Raw genomic sequence first — 15,968 nt, forward strand, 5'->3', positions numbered from 1 at the left:
CCTTCCTACATCAACGAACGGTAAATGTCCACGGTCTGCTGCGCGATGGTAGCCCACGAGAAAGCATCAATGGCGCGCTGGCGACCGGCGCTGCCAAAGCGCTGCGTCAGTTCCTTGTCCGCTGCCACTCGATTCACGGCGGCGGCGAGATCAGCCTCAAAGGTGGCTTCATCAGCGGCATCGTAATTGACCAAAACGCCGGTCTCACCATCCACGACGACCTCTGGGATGCCACCCACATTGGAGGCTACGACCGCGGTGCCGCAAGCCATGGCTTCGAGGTTAACAATGCCCAGCGGCTCATAGATCGACGGGCAGACGAACACATCGGCACCGGAATAGACTTGCTTAATCTCCTCGCGGGACAGCATGTCCTTAACCCAGAACACACCATCGCGCTTGGAGCGCAACTCCTCCACGAGGGCTTCGGTCTCCGCCGCAATCTCCGGCGTATCCGGCGCGCCCGCACACAGCACGAGCTGGATATCCTCGTCAAAGCTCTGGGCCGCCTTGAGCAGGTGCTTCACGCCCTTCTGTCGGGTAATCCGGCCCACGAAGGCAACGACGGGACGCTGCTTGTCGACGCCCAACTTATCCAGCACCGCCGACTCACCCGGCTGCCACACCTGCGTATCGATGCCATTGAGGACCACATGCACCTTATCGGCGTCGATACGGGGGTAGGCATCCAAGATGGAATCTTTCATGCCGGCAGATACGGCGATGACGGCGTCGGCGTATTCCATCGCGTTCTTCTCCGACCAAGAGGAGACCTCATAACCGCCGCCCAGCTGCTCGCGCTTCCACGGGCGGTGCGGCTCGAGGGAGTGCGCGGTAACCACGTGGGGGATACCGTACAACCGGCTGGCGAGGTGCCCACCAAGGCCCGTGTACCACGTGTGCGAGTGAGCCACATCGATGTCGGAGGCGGCGTTGGCCATGCGTAGACCCGTAGACAGTGTCTGCAGCGCAGCGTTGGCATCCTTCAATGCGGGGTCAACGCCATGGACAAAAACGTCTTTCTCGTCGCGCTCAGACCCCATGCAGTGGACGGAGACATCGATGATCTCGCGCATGAAACGGGTGAGCTCTGCAACATGGACGCCAGCTCCACCGTAAATCTCAGGCGGATACTCCTTAGAAAAAATTCCGGCTCTCATACTCGCCAGAATACGGACATTCCGCAGCGCGCGCTAAACCTTCCTATCGCGCGCCTCGGGCGCGGCGCGCAGCGGCTTTGGGACGCAAACACGAAGGAAGCACGCAAGAGGGGTGAGGGAGGTTAAAGGGGGTAAAAACACGCAAACTTCTACTGCACGATGCGGAAAATGTCTATAAGTTGGGTGGTGTGAGAAGCCTTCCTAATGTCCTTGCCATTGTCCTTGCCGGCGGCGAGGGAAAGCGCCTCTTTCCGCTGACGGAAGACCGCGCTAAGCCCGCCGTTCCTTTCGGCGGCTCCTACCGCCTGATCGACTTCGTGCTGTCCAACCTCGTTAACGCCGGATACCTCAAGATTGCGGTGCTAACCCAGTACAAGTCCCACTCTTTGGACCGCCACATTTCCCAGGCGTGGAACCTGTCTGGCCCGACTCCGCAGTACATCGCCTCCGTACCCGCCCAGCAGCGCCGCGGTAAGCGTTGGTACAACGGTTCGGCCGATGCCATCTTGCAGTCGCTGAACCTGATTTATGACGAGAAGCCGGATTACGTCATCGTCTTTGGCGCCGACCACGTCTACCGCATGGACCCGGCCCAGATGGTGGAGGAGCACATCGCGACTGGCCTGGACTGCTCCGTGGCGGGCATCCGCGTCCCGCGCTCGGAGGCTTCTGCCTTCGGCTGCATCCAGGCGGATGGGATGGGCACGATTACGGAGTTCGTCGAGAAGCCTGCGAATCCCCCGGCCACCCCGGATGATCCGAACATGACCTACGCCTCCATGGGCAACTACGTCTTCACCACGCAGGCGCTTATCGACGCTTTGCTGGAAGACGAAAAGAATGAGGACTCCGCGCATGACATGGGCGGCAACATCATTCCTTATTTCGTGAAGCGTGAGCAGGCACACGTCTACGACTTCATGGCCAATGAGGTGCCCGGTTCTACGGAGCGTGACCATGGCTATTGGCGCGATGTCGGTACCATCGACTCCTTCTATGAGGCACACATGGACATGATTTCGGTGCACCCCATTTTCAACCTGTACAACCGCTCGTGGCCTATTCACTCCACAGATGACTCGAACTTCCCGCCGGCGAAGTTCGTGCAGAACGGTATCGCCCAGTCCTCGATGGTGGCTCCGGGCTGCATTGTCTCCGGCGGTACGGTGCGTAACTCTGTGCTCTCTTCGGACGTGCACGTGGCCGATGGCGCGACGGTGGAAGGCTCCGTCATCCTGCCGGGCGTGCGCATTGGACGCGGCGCGGTGGTCCGCCACGCCATCCTGGACAAGAACGTGGTGGTCAGCGATGGTGCGATCATCGGCGTGGACCGCGAGCGCGATGAGGAGCGCTTCAAGGTTTCCGAAGGTGGCGTGGTCGTCGTGGGTAAGAACGTAAAGGTCTAAGCCGCGAGACAGCACAGTAGTTTAAGCGGGCGTGCGGGTGGATTGAAGACCACTCCACGCCCGCTTTTCGTGGCTTTGATGGCGCCGACGAGTTCCGGGCTGCTTCAGGAGCCTGCGTAACAACACTCCCAGCAACAGCACACTCTGCAACAACACGCGCGGCACAACCACACCCTGCAACATCACGCGCGGCACAACCACACCCTGCACCAACACACCCGTGCAACACCACAATCCTGCACCAACACACCCTTCGCGCTCACCGAAAGTGCGCGGCCCGCCTCGTGAAGCCCCATGGTGAGCGCGAAGGGCGGGGGTGGGAACGGAGAAGGAGTAAAAGTGGGCGCAAAGAAGGACACCGGCGCCACAGGGCGGGGTTTAGCTCGGAGACGTATCAGTGGCTAAACCAACGGTGTCCTAAATGACGAAAGTCTCCGAGCCGATCGAAAAACAGGCGATGGTTTTGGCAGATCGGGCAGTTTCAGAAGGCGGCTACAGCTTGGTAATGAGCGTCAGGCCCGCGCCGTAGGGCAGGCGCGTCACGGCCGCGCCCTCGAGGGAGCGGGCAACCTCGTCGGCCTCGCGGGCAGCGGCGGTGTCGCGGTCGGTGCGGGAGGGGTCGGCCACGGTGCCGTCGAGAAGCGCATTGGCCAGCACCAAAGTGCCGTGCTGGTGCAGCAGCGGCCAAGCAGCCTTGAGCAGTGCAGGCATGTCGAGCGCGGGGACCTCGGCGTAGATCACCTGGTAGGTGTCATTGGCCAGGCGGCCCATGATGTCGAGCGGACGAGACGGCAGGAAGCGGCCGCGGCTGGGGGAGTAGCCGGCCTCGCGGAAGGTTCGCTTGGCGCTGGCTTGATGTTCTGCCTCCGGATCGATGCAGGTGAGGATTCCGTTCTCCGGCATGCCTGCAAGCAGATAGAGGCCCACGACGGATGCTGCGGGAGTAATCGCCACCGCCTGCGGCCGCGAGGTGGTGCCGGACGAGACCGCCGCGAGCGTGGTGAGCAGCTGGCCTGTTGCCTCATCCGGGGCTGGCAGGCCATACTCCTCCGCGTGGGCGCGAGCGCCGGCGAGAACCTCGGAGACCTCGCTGGTGGATTCGATGTAGGTTCGCATTGCGTCATAAGCCGTAGTAGTCACAAAAGAAAACCATAGTGAAATCGCCACAGCTGCGTGCCGAGAATCGCCCACAACTCTCCTCAGCTGTGACGCAAGAAGCGCATGTAAGCGGTGTGACGGATTCACAGGCTGCTCACAGGGCCGTGGCTGGAGTTTCGACGCGCACTATAGAAAGATATTCGGCATGACCACACAGCAGCGCGAGTTTGAGCCCGCTCACCGTTCCACCGATTCCTCCGCCACTGGCAGCCATGATGCCAGCGCTGAAACTGAGAAGTTGACCGGAACCGCTGCGTTCGACGCCGGCCAGGCCGATATGCCTTCCTGGGGCGAACTCGTGGCTGAGCACGCCGATGATGTCTACCGCTTGGCTTACCGCCTCTCCGGTAACCAGCATGATGCCGAAGACCTCACCCAAGAGACCTTCATGCGCGTCTTCCGCTCCTTGGATAAGTACCAAGCGGGGACCTTTGGGGGCTGGCTGCACCGCATCACCACCAACCTCTTCTTGGATATGGTCCGCCACCGCTCCAAGATCCGCATGGAGGCCCTGCCGGAGGATTATGAACGCGTCCCCGGCACTGACATGACCCCGGAGCAGGCCTATTCGGTAGCTAACCTGGATCCGGCGCTGCAGTCCGCACTGGATAACCTCGCACCGGATTTCCGCGTGGCCGTGGTTCTCTGTGATGTCGTGGGCATGAGCTACGACGAAATCGCTGAAACCCTCGGCGTCAAGATGGGCACCGTGCGCTCCCGCATCCACCGCGGCCGCTCCCAGCTGCGTGCCGCTCTGGAGAAGGAAGCCGAGAGCAACGCAGACACCCGCAGCCTGCTGCGTACGCGCTAGACTAGGCAGCGTTTAAGTCTGAGACCGCGAGAATTCTGCCGCCTAGGTGGAAGAGAACGCACTGAGGTGAGGTGACGTTGAGGTGAAAGCAGAAGGACATAGCAGCGACGGCCAGTCCCTGAGTCTGTCCGGGTTCTTCACCGAGGCCCAAGCCAAAGTCCGCGATAAGGCGAAGGCCCGCGCCCAGCGGGCAGATACTATCGGCCATTTGGGGCCCGAGGCGGTCGTCGCTTTCGTCGACGGCGAGATGCCAGCCAAATATGCCCACCGCGTACGCATCCACCTTGTGCACTGCCCGGAATGCCGGGCAGAAATCCACCACCAGCGCAACGCCGCCGAGTGGGTTCGCGAATGCAGCGTGGAATCCCACGTTAAGGCGCCGGACTCGCTCATGGCAAAGCTCGCTGGCATCGCCCATCAGGGCGTAGGGCCCGGGCCGGATGCGGAAGCGCCTGCGCACCAGCCACGTCAGGATTTCCTGGACAAGGTGGAGATGGTTGTGCGCGCCATCCGGCACAACCAGCGGGGCTAACAAGAGACCGAAGCCTTCCGCGCGCCCGTCGCCCTGTCATCACTAGCGAAGTAGTTAAGATAGTTTCGTGTTTTCCTCAATTGGTTGGGTAGAGATCATTGTCATCGTGCTGCTGGGGCTGGTGATCATCGGCCCTGAGCGCTTGCCCGGCGTGATCATGGACGTCCGCGCGGCTATCTACGCGGCGCGCAAGGCCATTGCGAACGCCAAGGCGGAGCTCAACGGTGAGATGAGCGGTCTCGGCGCGGAGTTCGACGACCTCCGCGTGCCCCTGAGCCAGGCGGCGGAGTGGACGCGCATGGGGCCGCGCGGGGTTATCACCAAGGCGCTTTTCGACGGCGACGATTCCGCCTGGGACGACTTCAACCCGAAGAAGATGGCAGAGGACATCAAGAAGAGCACCAGCCCGTATGAGCATGACGCGGAAATAAACAACCAACCCGCGCATAACCAGCAGGGGCCGGCGCAGCCAGCGCCGGAGCAGAACACTGGCCGACCGACCTTCGATTATTCGCAGGTCTATCCGGACCTTGGCGCCCAGCAGCCAGCGGGGGAGAAGGCGGCTAAAACGACACAGCCCCCGCGCGGCGGAAATGCATCCACCGGCGAGGGCAGCTCCTCCTGGGAGGACGTCACCTAAGGGTTATTTAGCCCTTGCGGGTGACACCCAAGCCGAGCTTCTTGCCCACGAGGGAATCGGAGCGCACCGCGATCGAATCCGCCACCTTGTTGATGGCCTGGGTAGCGGGGGAGTCGGGCGCGGAGATGACGATGGGGGTTCCGGCATCGCCAGCCGCGCGCAGGCTCGGATCCAGCGGGATGCTGGCCATCAGGGGAACCTCGTGGCCCAGCAGCACGCTGAGGCGCTCGGCTACTACGCTGCCGCCGCCGGAGCCGAAGATATCCATGGTGGAGCCATCCGGCATGACCATCGCACCCATATTCTCAATCACGCCGGCCACGCGCTGGCGCGTTTGCTGGGAGATGGAACCGGCACGCTCAGCCACCTCGGCCGCGGCTGCCTGCGGGGTGGTCACAATCAGCAGCTCGGCATTTGGGATGAGCTGGGCTACCGACAGGGCCACGTCACCGGTACCCGGCGGCAGGTCCAGCAGGAGCACATCCAAGTCGCCCCAGAAGACGTCCGCGAGGAATTGCTGGAGGGCGCGGTGGAGCATTGGTCCGCGCCAGACCACCGGCGCGTTGCCCTCGACGAATTGGCCAATGGAAATGTGCTTAATGCCGTGGGAGATGGGGGGAAGCAGCATTTCGTCGTCAAGCACTGTGGGGCCCGCCGTGGAACCCAGCAGGCTGGGCACGGAGTGGCCGTAAATATCGGCGTCCACGATGCCCACCTTGAGCCCCTTGTTGACCAGGGCCGCGGCCAGGTTCACCGTGACGGAGGACTTGCCCACGCCACCCTTGCCGGAAGCCACTGCGAATACGCGGGTGGTGGACTCGGGCTTGGCAAAGGGGATCTCCGGCTCAGCCTGCCCGCCGCGCAGCTTCTGCTTGAGCTCCTTACGCTGCTCGTCGCTCATCGGCGTCATCGAGATGCTGATGTTGCCGACACCGTCGAGCTCCGCCACGGCCGCGCGGGTATTGGACTCGATGGTGCCCTTCATCGGGCAGCCGGCGATGGTGAGATAAAGCTCGATGTCCACGTCCGAGCCGGTGACGGTCACGGACTTCACCATGCCGAGCTCCGTGATGGGGCGTCCGATTTCTGGGTCATCGACGCGTGTGAGCGCGTCGCGAACGGAAGATTCAGTAATAGCGCTAGTCATAACGCGCATTAGTCTAGTCACTTGCTATCGGGGAGAGCCACACCGCCGTCTGGCCAGCGAGGTGTGTAAGATTCAGCCAGATGCTGCGGCCCAGCGCTGCGGACTGAGGAACTTTAAGAACAGCGACATGTGTGCTGCATGTCCGGTTGAATAGAAAGAATGCGCCTGATTCTGATGCCCCGCCTTATTGCACGTTCCCGCACCTTCGCCCGCGTTGTTGGGGTGGCCTTGGTGGCGGTTGCGGGGGCGTCGTTAAGCGCCTGCTCCGGGTATGAACCCAAGCCGGAGCCGAACCCAGTGAACTCTGCGCCGATCACCATCATGATTGACCCGACTTCCCACAAGCAGCGCGTGCTAGCGGAAATCTACCGCCAGACCCTGCTCGACGAAGGGCGTGCAGTCACCGTGTCCCAGGATCCCATGGTGGTGCGGCGCGGCACTGGACACACAAGTGGGGTGAGCCGCAACGGCAACTTCTTTGTTGGTTGCACGGGTGAGTTTTTGAACGCCTTCAACCCAGCGGAGGCCCGCGCGATATCGAAAGACTACGCGGCCGCTCAGGATGAGGGCACAAAGGACGTGGATTTCTTGGAGCGTGCACACATCGCGCTCATGGCGTCGGTGCCGCCGGAGCTTTCCGTAGTGGAACCCGCAGGCGCCCAAGGCTGCCCGAACGCCAAGCCGGAGCTGCCGCAGAACTACGTCGTGGTCTACCAGGATGGCCTGTTTAACCGCGACGAGAAGCTCGAAGTCGCCTCTTTTACCAAGTTCCTCACCGCGCAGGACCTCGACGAGGTAGTGCAGGAAGTCGAGGACTCCGAGGACTTTGAGGGAACCGTGCGGGCCTGGATGGAGGCCAACCTCCAGCAAGACCTTAATGAGGAGGGCGACTCCAACTCTTCCGGCGGTTCGGATTTGGTCCATGAGGAATCCTAGAAGAGACAGGCATAAGGGGTGAAGCTCCAGGCATCTGAGCGATGTCCCAGGAGTGTATAAAACGCCGATGGGCACGCCCTGCTTGGCGACGTTTCACCGAACCGCCCGTTCCTTCAGTGCAGAAACGGATCAGTTTCTCACAGAGTGGTCGATGCTGGGAAGTTTATGTTTCCCATGAGGATCGTAACTATTCTTAGAAAAGCCAGATAAAAGCCTGTTTTCCTTGAGACTTTCTGTGACGGCGGGTAATATCCAAGGTGATCATCTGCCTTTTTCCTGTCTATTCTCAAGAGGATTTGTGAGGAAATGTCTTGAGAAGCCGCCGCGGCTTTCGGGTTTCCACACTGTGGGGTGGGGCAGGGTACTGCGTTTGAAAGGACCTAAGGAATGAATACACCACGAAGTGGCTCGGCCCGTCGGCGCTCTTCCCGTAAAGGAGTGGCAGCCCTTTCTGCTATTACGCTCGCGCTGAGTGGCCTCAGCATCACCTCTTTTAATACGGTGGTCCCTGACGCCATCGCCGCGGAGTTCTCTGGGGGTATCCGCGACAAGTCGGGAGCGGTGGAGCAGGATGCCCAGAAGGCCTCCGACCTGCCGGCCGGTTCGTGTGTTGTCTCGGGAAAGGCTGAGAATGGTAGCCAGGCTGGTTTCAGCTGGAATACCTCTGAGCCGTCTGCGTCCAGCCCCAACAAGAAAGCCTGGGGATTGAGCGTCTCCTTTGACAACTCGAAGGACCGCACATTCGCTGATTGGGCCTTTACCAATTCAGGCCTTATGGGTGCGTACCTTGATGCAGCTCAGGTTCCCGCCATGGATGCCGGTCAGACCCTTGTTGACAAGGTAGTCACACACAAGGCCGACGAATTCCTCAAGATTGATGGCTCTGGGCGACAGCGAAACCTGAACCTTGTCGCGGAACTGACCGATGCGGAAGTCAAGCAGTTCGCTGAGGCCACTGCCGCGAACCCGGTACGCTACGCCTGGCAGGGTAACTATAAGACTGACCGAACCTCCGGTCCGTTTGCCACCCAGGGAGACAGTGCATCCTTTTCGGCCGTGGTGAACCCGTGGCCGAGCGAGAACATCGAATGTAACCCGATTTCAGTGTCATGGGAGAACCAAGAAAAGCTGGTGATCAGGCCGGGCGAGGAGCTCAAGGTCGGCAAGATTAACGTTCCAGCGATTAAAGGCGAGGGCGTGGATGATTCCCTGTCCCGCATGGTTGTGGAGGCCTACGACGCCCAGGGTAGCTTCATCGGAACGAGCGACACCGCTGCTTCAGGTGGCGGCACGTCGAGCCTACGTATCGATCAGACTACCGGCGATATCTTCTACACCATGCCGGAGTACAAAGGCACGAAGCTGAGTCAACAGCAGGGCATGCGGTTTAGCGTGTTGGCAAAGCCGCGTTCTGTGGAGCAGCTTCAAGCTGCAGCTGAGAAGAATAACGACGGCGAAGGCAGTGCTTTTGATAGCTCTAATTCGCTTTCTCGCTACAATAAGGCCAACGTAGTGAGCAACAATCAGTGGAGTTTCGACGACACTCAGTTCCACGATCCGGAGTATTCGCCGGTCCAGCAATCAGTGACCTCTGGCGTTGATAAGACTTCGAATACAGTTGTCACTGGGCCCCAAACTCTTACCTATAAGCAAGTGGGTGACAAGATCGCTGACTTGATAAGAAGACGTGAGGATGGCGGCGTCGAAGCCGAGGTGAAGCTTGATAAGCGCTACGTTTATAAAGGTTGGGACGCCAAGCTAGATCCAAACACTTACGATGTCACCGTCACAACACCTGCTAATCCGATGCCGGGCACGTTCGCTCAGCCTCGTGTTATCGTCACCTATTCCAATGGCTCGCAAGATATTATTCCGCTGCTCGCTGTCATCGACCCGAACGATACTCAGGTTACGGAATTAGCTGTCAGGGGAACGGTTGAGGGCCCAGCTGGTAAAGTACTCGTTTCAGAGCTTGACCTAAAGCCTAGCTTTGAGGGATACGACCCAGTCCGGCCCAAGTCTTTTGATGTTGACCCTGCGTCAGTTCCAGAAGGATGGAAGGTGACCGTCGATGATGATGGCACCGTCAAAGTCAGGGCAACGTCCCCGGAAGCTGCTGCGAACAACACCAAGATTTTGCCGAGGGTTATCGCTACCTACCCAGATGGGACGACCGATACCGTTGAGGTTCCCTTCCAGATTGTCAATGCGATCAAGGTGCCGGACTACACCGCGGAATCCGGCCACGTAAATGAAACGGTTACGCTTCAGCCAACCTTGCCGGAGCTTGGCTTGGGCGGTCGCACCGATGACGAGAAACCTAATCGCTATACTTTCCCAGACGGTTCTTTGGAGTACAAATATGGTGACTGGACAGTCACTATCGACGAGAATACTGGTGAGCTGACTTCGACGATTCCGGAAACAGCTATACCTGGCGCGCGACTAACCATCCCAGTGAAGGCTTACTACGCTACGGGCGCTACCCCACAGGTGGTGACCGGAACCATCAACGTTATTGGTGATGGTTCCGGTAAGGACTTCGCTTCCTACCCTGCGCAGGTGACTAAGGCAGGGGAGAAGGCGACTTCGGATATCGATACGATGTTGTCCGATCCGAAGCTCGCTAAGTACAAGTTGCCTGATAACTTGCCGCAGGACTGGGAGTTCGGCATTGATGAGAAGGGTACGGTTACCGCAACCCCGAATGCGACAGTGGAGAATGGTACGACTGTCACCGTCAATGTAGAAGTAACCTACCCGGATGGTTCCACCGCTACTGTTCCGGCAGAGTTTACGGTCATCGATGCCTACGCGCGTACGAATGATCCCTTGTATCCGACGGTTAGTGGTCAACCCGGTACATTAGTGGTTAGCCAGGTGGATCGTACTAACCTGTACGATGCTGCTGAACCGAAGTTTTCCATTATTACGGATCCGAATGACCCGGATTATATTGATCCACCCCGCAACCTGAAATGGGAAGATGTGAAGATTGACCCGGTTACGGGTGTCATCACCACGCCGATCAGCAAGTTTGCTCTGCCTGGGACCTCTGCGGATATCCCTGTTCGTGTCACATACAAAGACGGTTCGACTGATAAGACGATTGCCACAGTCGTCGTTAAGGCGGAAGTACGGCAGGTCTATGAGGCACAGTACTTGCTGCAAAACACCACGCCTGGTGGAACAATTAAGTCCGAGATTACGGAAGTAACGAGGATTCCTGAACGCGACCTCGCTAAGGATCCTTCGAAGCGTTTCCAGGTGCCCTCAGACTTCAATGGATGGAAGGTCAGCGTCGACGAAAACGGTGTCGTCACCGCCACCGCACCGAAGGACGCTCGACCTGGTGACGGCGTGAGTATCCCTGTTACCGTCACTTACTATGACGGCTCCACCGACACGGTCTATGCACCGTTTAATGTCAAGGAGAACCAGAAGGACATCAGCGAGCCTACATACCCGGTCGAATCAACCAAGCCAGGCACCGAGGTGAAGCGTTCCGTTAACCGGGACGGTGCGCCGAACGGTACGACCTTCTCCTTCGGCTTGGACGGCGACAAGCCGAAAACTGAGGACACCGTTGACGGGTGGACCTACAAGATCGATCCGAAGACCGGTGAGGTTTCCGTAACCCCGCCCGCTGACTCTAAGCCGGGTGACAAGCACGTACACAACGTCACGGTGACGTACCCCGATGGTTCGACCGACGAGACTCCAGTAACCACTGTGGTGAACTTGACTCAGAACTTCGAGGTCGATCCAACCTACCCGCCGGAGACTACGTTCCCTGGTGAGACGGTTACTTCTCCGCTCACTATTGAGCTGCCTGAAGGTATTACCGTGGCGCCGGATCAGCCGTACAAGATCACTCCGGCTGATGGCTACACTGCAACCGGGGATAAAAACGAGTTTGGTAATCCGACGTACACGGTTACGACGGCCAACGGCAATTGGCTGGTCGGCCTGGATGACAAGGGCAACGTAATTGCTACTGCACCTAAGACCGCGAAGCCGGGTGACTCTATCAAGGTTCCGGTCACGGTTACCTACTCCGACGGTTCCACCGATCGGATTTATGCACCGATCAACATCCAGGATGCCCCGACGCGCGAGGTGCCGTTCGATGTTGAGTACAAGTTCGATGACACCGTCCCGCAGGGCACCTACAAGGTCGAAACCGAAGGTGTTCCAGGCACAGAGGTACAGGACCGAAAGGGCAAGTGGTCGCAGACCAAGGCTCCGGTCAATGAGGTCGTCGTCATTGGTACCAAGCCTGCAAAGGCTACCGATGAAATGACTTGGAAGATGTCTACTGGTTTCGACACCATCATGCGTCCGAACTCGGCACTCAAGCCGGGTGAGGTGAAGGTTGTTCAGGAGGGCGAAGCTGGCGAGCGCACCATCACTGCGAAATTCGACGCCACCCTTGAGCCGGGCGGTGTTCCAACGGTGAAGACCACGTCGGATACCGTGACCAAGGATCCGAAGCCACGCATTGTGGAGTACGGCCCGCGCCTTGAGGATCAGGAACTGGTTTTCACTGACAAGAACCGCATCCCGTTCGAGACTGAGATCATTTATGACGACACTCTTAAGGCTGGCGAGCAGGTCGTTAAACAGAAGGGTGAAGAAGGCGAAGAGACCGTTACGACTAAGCAGAAGCTTGTCGACGGAATACCTTCCGGTGATCCGGTAGTCACCAAGGAACGGACTAAGGCTCCGGTCAAGCAGATCATCCGCGTTGGTGGCAAGACCACTGGTGAGAACGTCGAAACCTTCAAGACGGAAGCTCCGTTCAAGGTCGTCATCAAGTACGACCCGAACATGCCTGCTGGTGAGTCCAAGGTGACGACGCCAGGTGTTCCGGGTGAGAAGACGGTGACGATCAAGCGCAACATCACCAACTCGAACCCGGACAGTGAGCCGACGGTCTCTGAAGAGATCACGAAGCAGCCTGTCGACGAGGTCATCACCGTTGGTACCAAGCAGGCCACTGCGACCGATACGGTCGAGTGGAAGGAGCCGATTCCATTCGGCACGACTCTGCGTCCGAACCCTGACCTCGCTCCGGGTGAGACTAGGGTGGTTCAGGAAGGCAAGAACGGCGAGGCTTCCTATGCTGCAGTCTTTACCAGCACCAACGGTGAAGCACAGGTTAAGGAAGTCAAGGCCCGCACTGAACCTGTCGAGCGCATCGTCGAGTACGGCCCGAAGGCTGAAGACACCTCTGTGGTAACCAAGACTGAGAAGCCGGTGCCGTTCGAGACGAAGATTACCGCGGACCCGAACTTGGAGGCAGGCAAGCAGGTCGTCGACAAGCAGGGTGAGCTCGGCACTGATGTCGAGACCTCTACTCAGAAGATCGTGGATGGCAAGCCTTTCGGCGAGCCGACCGTGACGACTGAGCGCACCAAGGAGCCGGTTGCGGCCGAGATTCGTGTGGGTACCAAGACCGAGGGCTCTCATGAGACAGTGACCGAGGTTGACGTTCCATTCGAAACCGAGATTCAGTTCGACGACACCATGGAGGCCGGCACCCAGGAAACGGTTCAAGAAGGTAAGCCGGGCAAGGACAAGGTAACGACGACTCAGAAGATTGAGAACTCGAATGTTGTCGGTACCGAGACCAAGACCGAGCGCGTGACCGAGCCTGTCAAGAAGATCATCAAGGTCGGCACTAAGGGCAAGACCACGTCCAAGACCATCGAGTGGACCGAAAACACCCCATTCGAGGTCGAGGTTCGCGAGAATCCGAACCTGAAGGCTGGTGAGACCAAGGTTGTCCAGGAAGGCAAGCCGGGCGAGGTCAAGCACACCGTTACGGTGACCTCCGACAACGGTGAGATTTCCACCAAGGATGACGCCACGGAGATCAGCAAGCCGACCAAGCAGATCATCGAGGTCGGTACTGCGCCGACTCAGACCGAGCTGACGGATAAGCACACCGAGCAGACTCCGTATGAGACCCTCATTGAGACTGACCCGAACCTTGAGGCCGGAAAGGTTGTAGAAGACCAGGCCGGTTCCTTCGGCGAGAAGGAAGTCACGAAGGTTTGGAAGCTCAAGGATGGAAAGGCCGTAGGTGACCCAGAGACCTCTGAAAAGGTCACCAAGGAGCCGACGCCGCGCAAGCTGCGCATCGGTACCAAGGCCGTCACGGAGACCTCTAAGGTCACCACGACGGAGAAGGTTACCGAGACCAGCAACACCACCACGACGGTGACGGAGAAGGAGCCGGCCCCGGAGATTGAACGCTCCTTCTACGGTGTTGAGCTGGTTAAGCCAGGCCAGTCTGAGTCGCAGGACGTGAAGAAGCACACGGATGGCAACACCTATGAGGTGCCGTCGGACGTGGATGGCTGGACCGTCTCCGTTGATGAGAACGGCCGAGTGACGGCAACCGCACCGTCGACGGCGAAGTCTGGCGACTACATCAAGGTTCCGGTAAGGGTGACCCCGAAGGGCGGCAAGCCGTACGAGACGAACGCTGTCTTCATCGTGAAGGAAGACGAGCCGATCGCTCCGGAGCCGAATGACCCGGAGATCATTCAGGCACCGACCTACAACCCGGATGTCATCAAGGCCGGCGAGACCAAGAAGGTTGGCATCAACTATGGCCATACTGAGGGCAACACCTACGAGTTGGGTGAGGTGCCGGCTGGTTGGACCGTGACCATTGATGAGTCCACGGGTGAGCTGACGGTGACTCCGCCGGTTGATACCCCAAGCGGCACCATCAAGGAGATTCCGGTCAAGGTCACCACGAAGAACGGTGATGTCTTTGATGTGAAGACTGTAATTGGTGTCGTCAGCGATAACTGTGGCTGCGGCCCGGTTGAGTCGACCAAGCCGACCGAACCGACGGACGACCCAAACGAGCCGACCAAGCCGACCGAACCGACGGACGAGCCGAACGAGCCGGGAGAGCCGACCAAGCCGACCGAACCGACGGACGAGCCGAACGAGCCGGGTGAACCGAACGAGCCGGGTGAACCGAACGAGCCGGGAGAGCCGGACGAGCCGGGTGAACCGAACGAGCCGGGAGAGCCGGACGAGCCGGGAGAACCGGACAAGCCGGGTGAACCGAACGAGCCTGGCAAGCCGAACGAGCCGGGTGAGCCGAACGAGCCTGGCAAGCCGAACGAGCCTGGCAAGCCGAACGAGCCGGGTGAGCCGAACGAGCCTGGCAAGCCGAACGAGCCGGGTGAGCCGAACGAGCCGGGTGAGCCGAACGAGCCGGGTGAGCCGAACGAGCCGGGTGAGCCGAACGAGCCGGGTGAGCCGAACGAGCCGGGTGAGCCGAACGAGCCTGGCAAGCCCAACGAGCCGGGTGAGCCGAACGAGCCTGGCAAGCCCAACGAGCCGGGTGAGCCGAACGAGCCTGGCAAGCCCAACGAGCCGGGTGAGCCGAACGAGCCGGGCAAGCCCAACGAGCCTGGCAAGCCCAACGAGCCTGGCAAGCCCAACGAGCCTGGCAAGCCCAACGAGCCTGGCAAGCCGGGCACGCCGTCCGACCCGAACGAGCCTCGCATCCCTGAGCTCGGTGGTCTGTGGCCGCTACTCATTCCGTTGGTTCTTGTGCCGCCGGTCTTGAGTCACTTCTTCAAGCCGCCGCATGATCCTGCACTGCCGCAGAAGCCGTTTGAGCCGCTGAAGCCGCTGGATCCGAAGGCCCCGGCCCCTGGCGAGGCCCCGCAGCCGCAGGCACCAGGTGAGGCTCCGAATCAGCCGCAAGCACCAGGTGAGGCAGCACAGCCGAGTGCTGTGGAGTCCAACAACAATGCTCAGCCGAGCCAGAGTGACAACACCACTCGCTCTACTAGCTCGCCCTCGAGCACCAAGGACTCCAAGAAGAGTTCCTCTTCTAGAGCCCTGGCGAATACCGGTGCAAATATCCTGTGGCTACTTGCCGCAGCATGGGCACTGATTGCTGGAGCAGTACTGCTTCTGCGTCCTGGTCGCCGCAAGGAGTCCTAGTCCGCTAGGAAGCTTCAGGGCTGGGTTGCCCTGAAGACACGGTTCACCAAGCCGTGAATGAAACGCCCGAGCAAATGCTCGGGCGTTTCTCTTTTGTCTACTTCATTGCGGTGGTCGGATTCCGTCGTTGAGAACCAATACCGTGTAACCTGACTTGGCTCAAATTAGTGCCGAAGGGTTGGGGTGGTGATGGTG

At 59.6% G+C, this 15,968-nt stretch carries 9 protein-coding genes; 6 read left to right on the plus strand and 3 right to left on the minus strand.

The genetic code is table 11. The annotated features are described in order from the left end of the window. Positions 1-5: 5 nt before the first annotated feature. The gene (glgA, locus tag QKE52_RS12190) at positions 6-1,160 is read right to left on the minus strand and encodes a glycogen synthase (protein ID WP_046648299.1); all 1,155 of its coding nucleotides are present in this window, start codon (positions 1,158-1,160) and stop codon (positions 6-8) included. Between the two features lie 188 nt (positions 1,161-1,348). On the opposite strand from glgA, the gene glgC reads away from it, so the two are divergent. Next, positions 1,349-2,566: a glucose-1-phosphate adenylyltransferase gene (gene glgC, locus QKE52_RS12195; RefSeq protein WP_046648300.1), complete on the plus strand. Its 1,218-nt coding sequence runs from the start codon at positions 1,349-1,351 to the stop codon at positions 2,564-2,566. 492 nt (positions 2,567-3,058) lie between these two features. On the opposite strand, the gene QKE52_RS12200 is transcribed toward glgC, so the two are convergent. Continuing rightward, a complete protein-coding gene (locus QKE52_RS12200; RefSeq protein WP_046648301.1) occupies positions 3,059-3,706 on the minus strand; it encodes a methyltransferase in 648 nt (215 codons plus the stop codon). Positions 3,707-3,869: 163 nt separating this feature from the next. Between QKE52_RS12200 and sigE the strand changes: the two genes are divergently transcribed. The 3 genes from sigE (at position 3,870) to QKE52_RS12215 (ending at position 5,707) form a co-directional block, all read left to right on the plus strand. Next, positions 3,870-4,535, plus strand: a complete 666-nt coding sequence (sigE, locus tag QKE52_RS12205; RefSeq protein ID WP_046648302.1) for an RNA polymerase sigma factor SigE — start codon at positions 3,870-3,872, stop codon at positions 4,533-4,535. An 82-nt stretch (positions 4,536-4,617) separates the two neighbouring features. Then, positions 4,618-5,067: an anti-sigma factor gene (locus QKE52_RS12210; protein ID WP_046648303.1), complete on the plus strand. Its 450-nt coding sequence runs from the start codon at positions 4,618-4,620 to the stop codon at positions 5,065-5,067. 67 nt (positions 5,068-5,134) lie between these two features. Continuing rightward, complete coding sequence (locus QKE52_RS12215) at positions 5,135-5,707, plus strand: Sec-independent protein translocase TatB (RefSeq protein WP_070700806.1); 573 nt, start codon at positions 5,135-5,137, stop codon at positions 5,705-5,707. A 7-nt stretch (positions 5,708-5,714) separates the two neighbouring features. Here the strand turns inward: QKE52_RS12215 and QKE52_RS12220 are convergent, their stop codons facing one another. Then, on the minus strand, positions 5,715-6,854 hold the full coding sequence (locus QKE52_RS12220) for an Mrp/NBP35 family ATP-binding protein (protein ID WP_347948902.1): 1,140 nt from the start codon (positions 6,852-6,854) through the stop codon (positions 5,715-5,717). 159 nt (positions 6,855-7,013) lie between these two features. Here QKE52_RS12220 and QKE52_RS12225 point away from each other — a divergent pair, with 159 nt between their 5' ends. Both QKE52_RS12225 and QKE52_RS12230 read left to right on the plus strand, forming a co-directional pair. Continuing rightward, positions 7,014-7,790: a hypothetical protein gene (locus QKE52_RS12225; RefSeq protein ID WP_347948903.1), complete on the plus strand. Its 777-nt coding sequence runs from the start codon at positions 7,014-7,016 to the stop codon at positions 7,788-7,790. Positions 7,791-8,177: 387 nt separating this feature from the next. After that, the gene (locus QKE52_RS12230; RefSeq protein WP_347948904.1) at positions 8,178-15,773 is read left to right on the plus strand and encodes a G5 domain-containing protein; all 7,596 of its coding nucleotides are present in this window, start codon (positions 8,178-8,180) and stop codon (positions 15,771-15,773) included. Positions 15,774-15,968: the final 195 nt, after the last annotated feature.

The organism is Corynebacterium sp. c25Ua_47 (genome assembly GCF_039907205.1).
Taxonomy (GTDB): Bacteria; Actinomycetota; Actinomycetes; order Mycobacteriales; family Mycobacteriaceae; genus Corynebacterium; species Corynebacterium hiratae.

Coding starts and splice junctions, on each gene's coding strand:
- glgA (WP_046648299.1), bottom strand. CDS start 1,160: ATGAGAGCCGGAATTTTTTCTAAGGAGTATCCGCCTGAGATTTACGGT.
- QKE52_RS12225 (WP_347948903.1), top strand. CDS start 7,014: ATGCGCCTGATTCTGATGCCCCGCCTTATTGCACGTTCCCGCACCTTC.
- sigE (WP_046648302.1), top strand. CDS start 3,870: ATGACCACACAGCAGCGCGAGTTTGAGCCCGCTCACCGTTCCACCGAT.
- QKE52_RS12220 (WP_347948902.1), bottom strand. CDS start 6,854: ATGACTAGCGCTATTACTGAATCTTCCGTTCGCGACGCGCTCACACGC.
- QKE52_RS12230 (WP_347948904.1), top strand. CDS start 8,178: ATGAATACACCACGAAGTGGCTCGGCCCGTCGGCGCTCTTCCCGTAAA.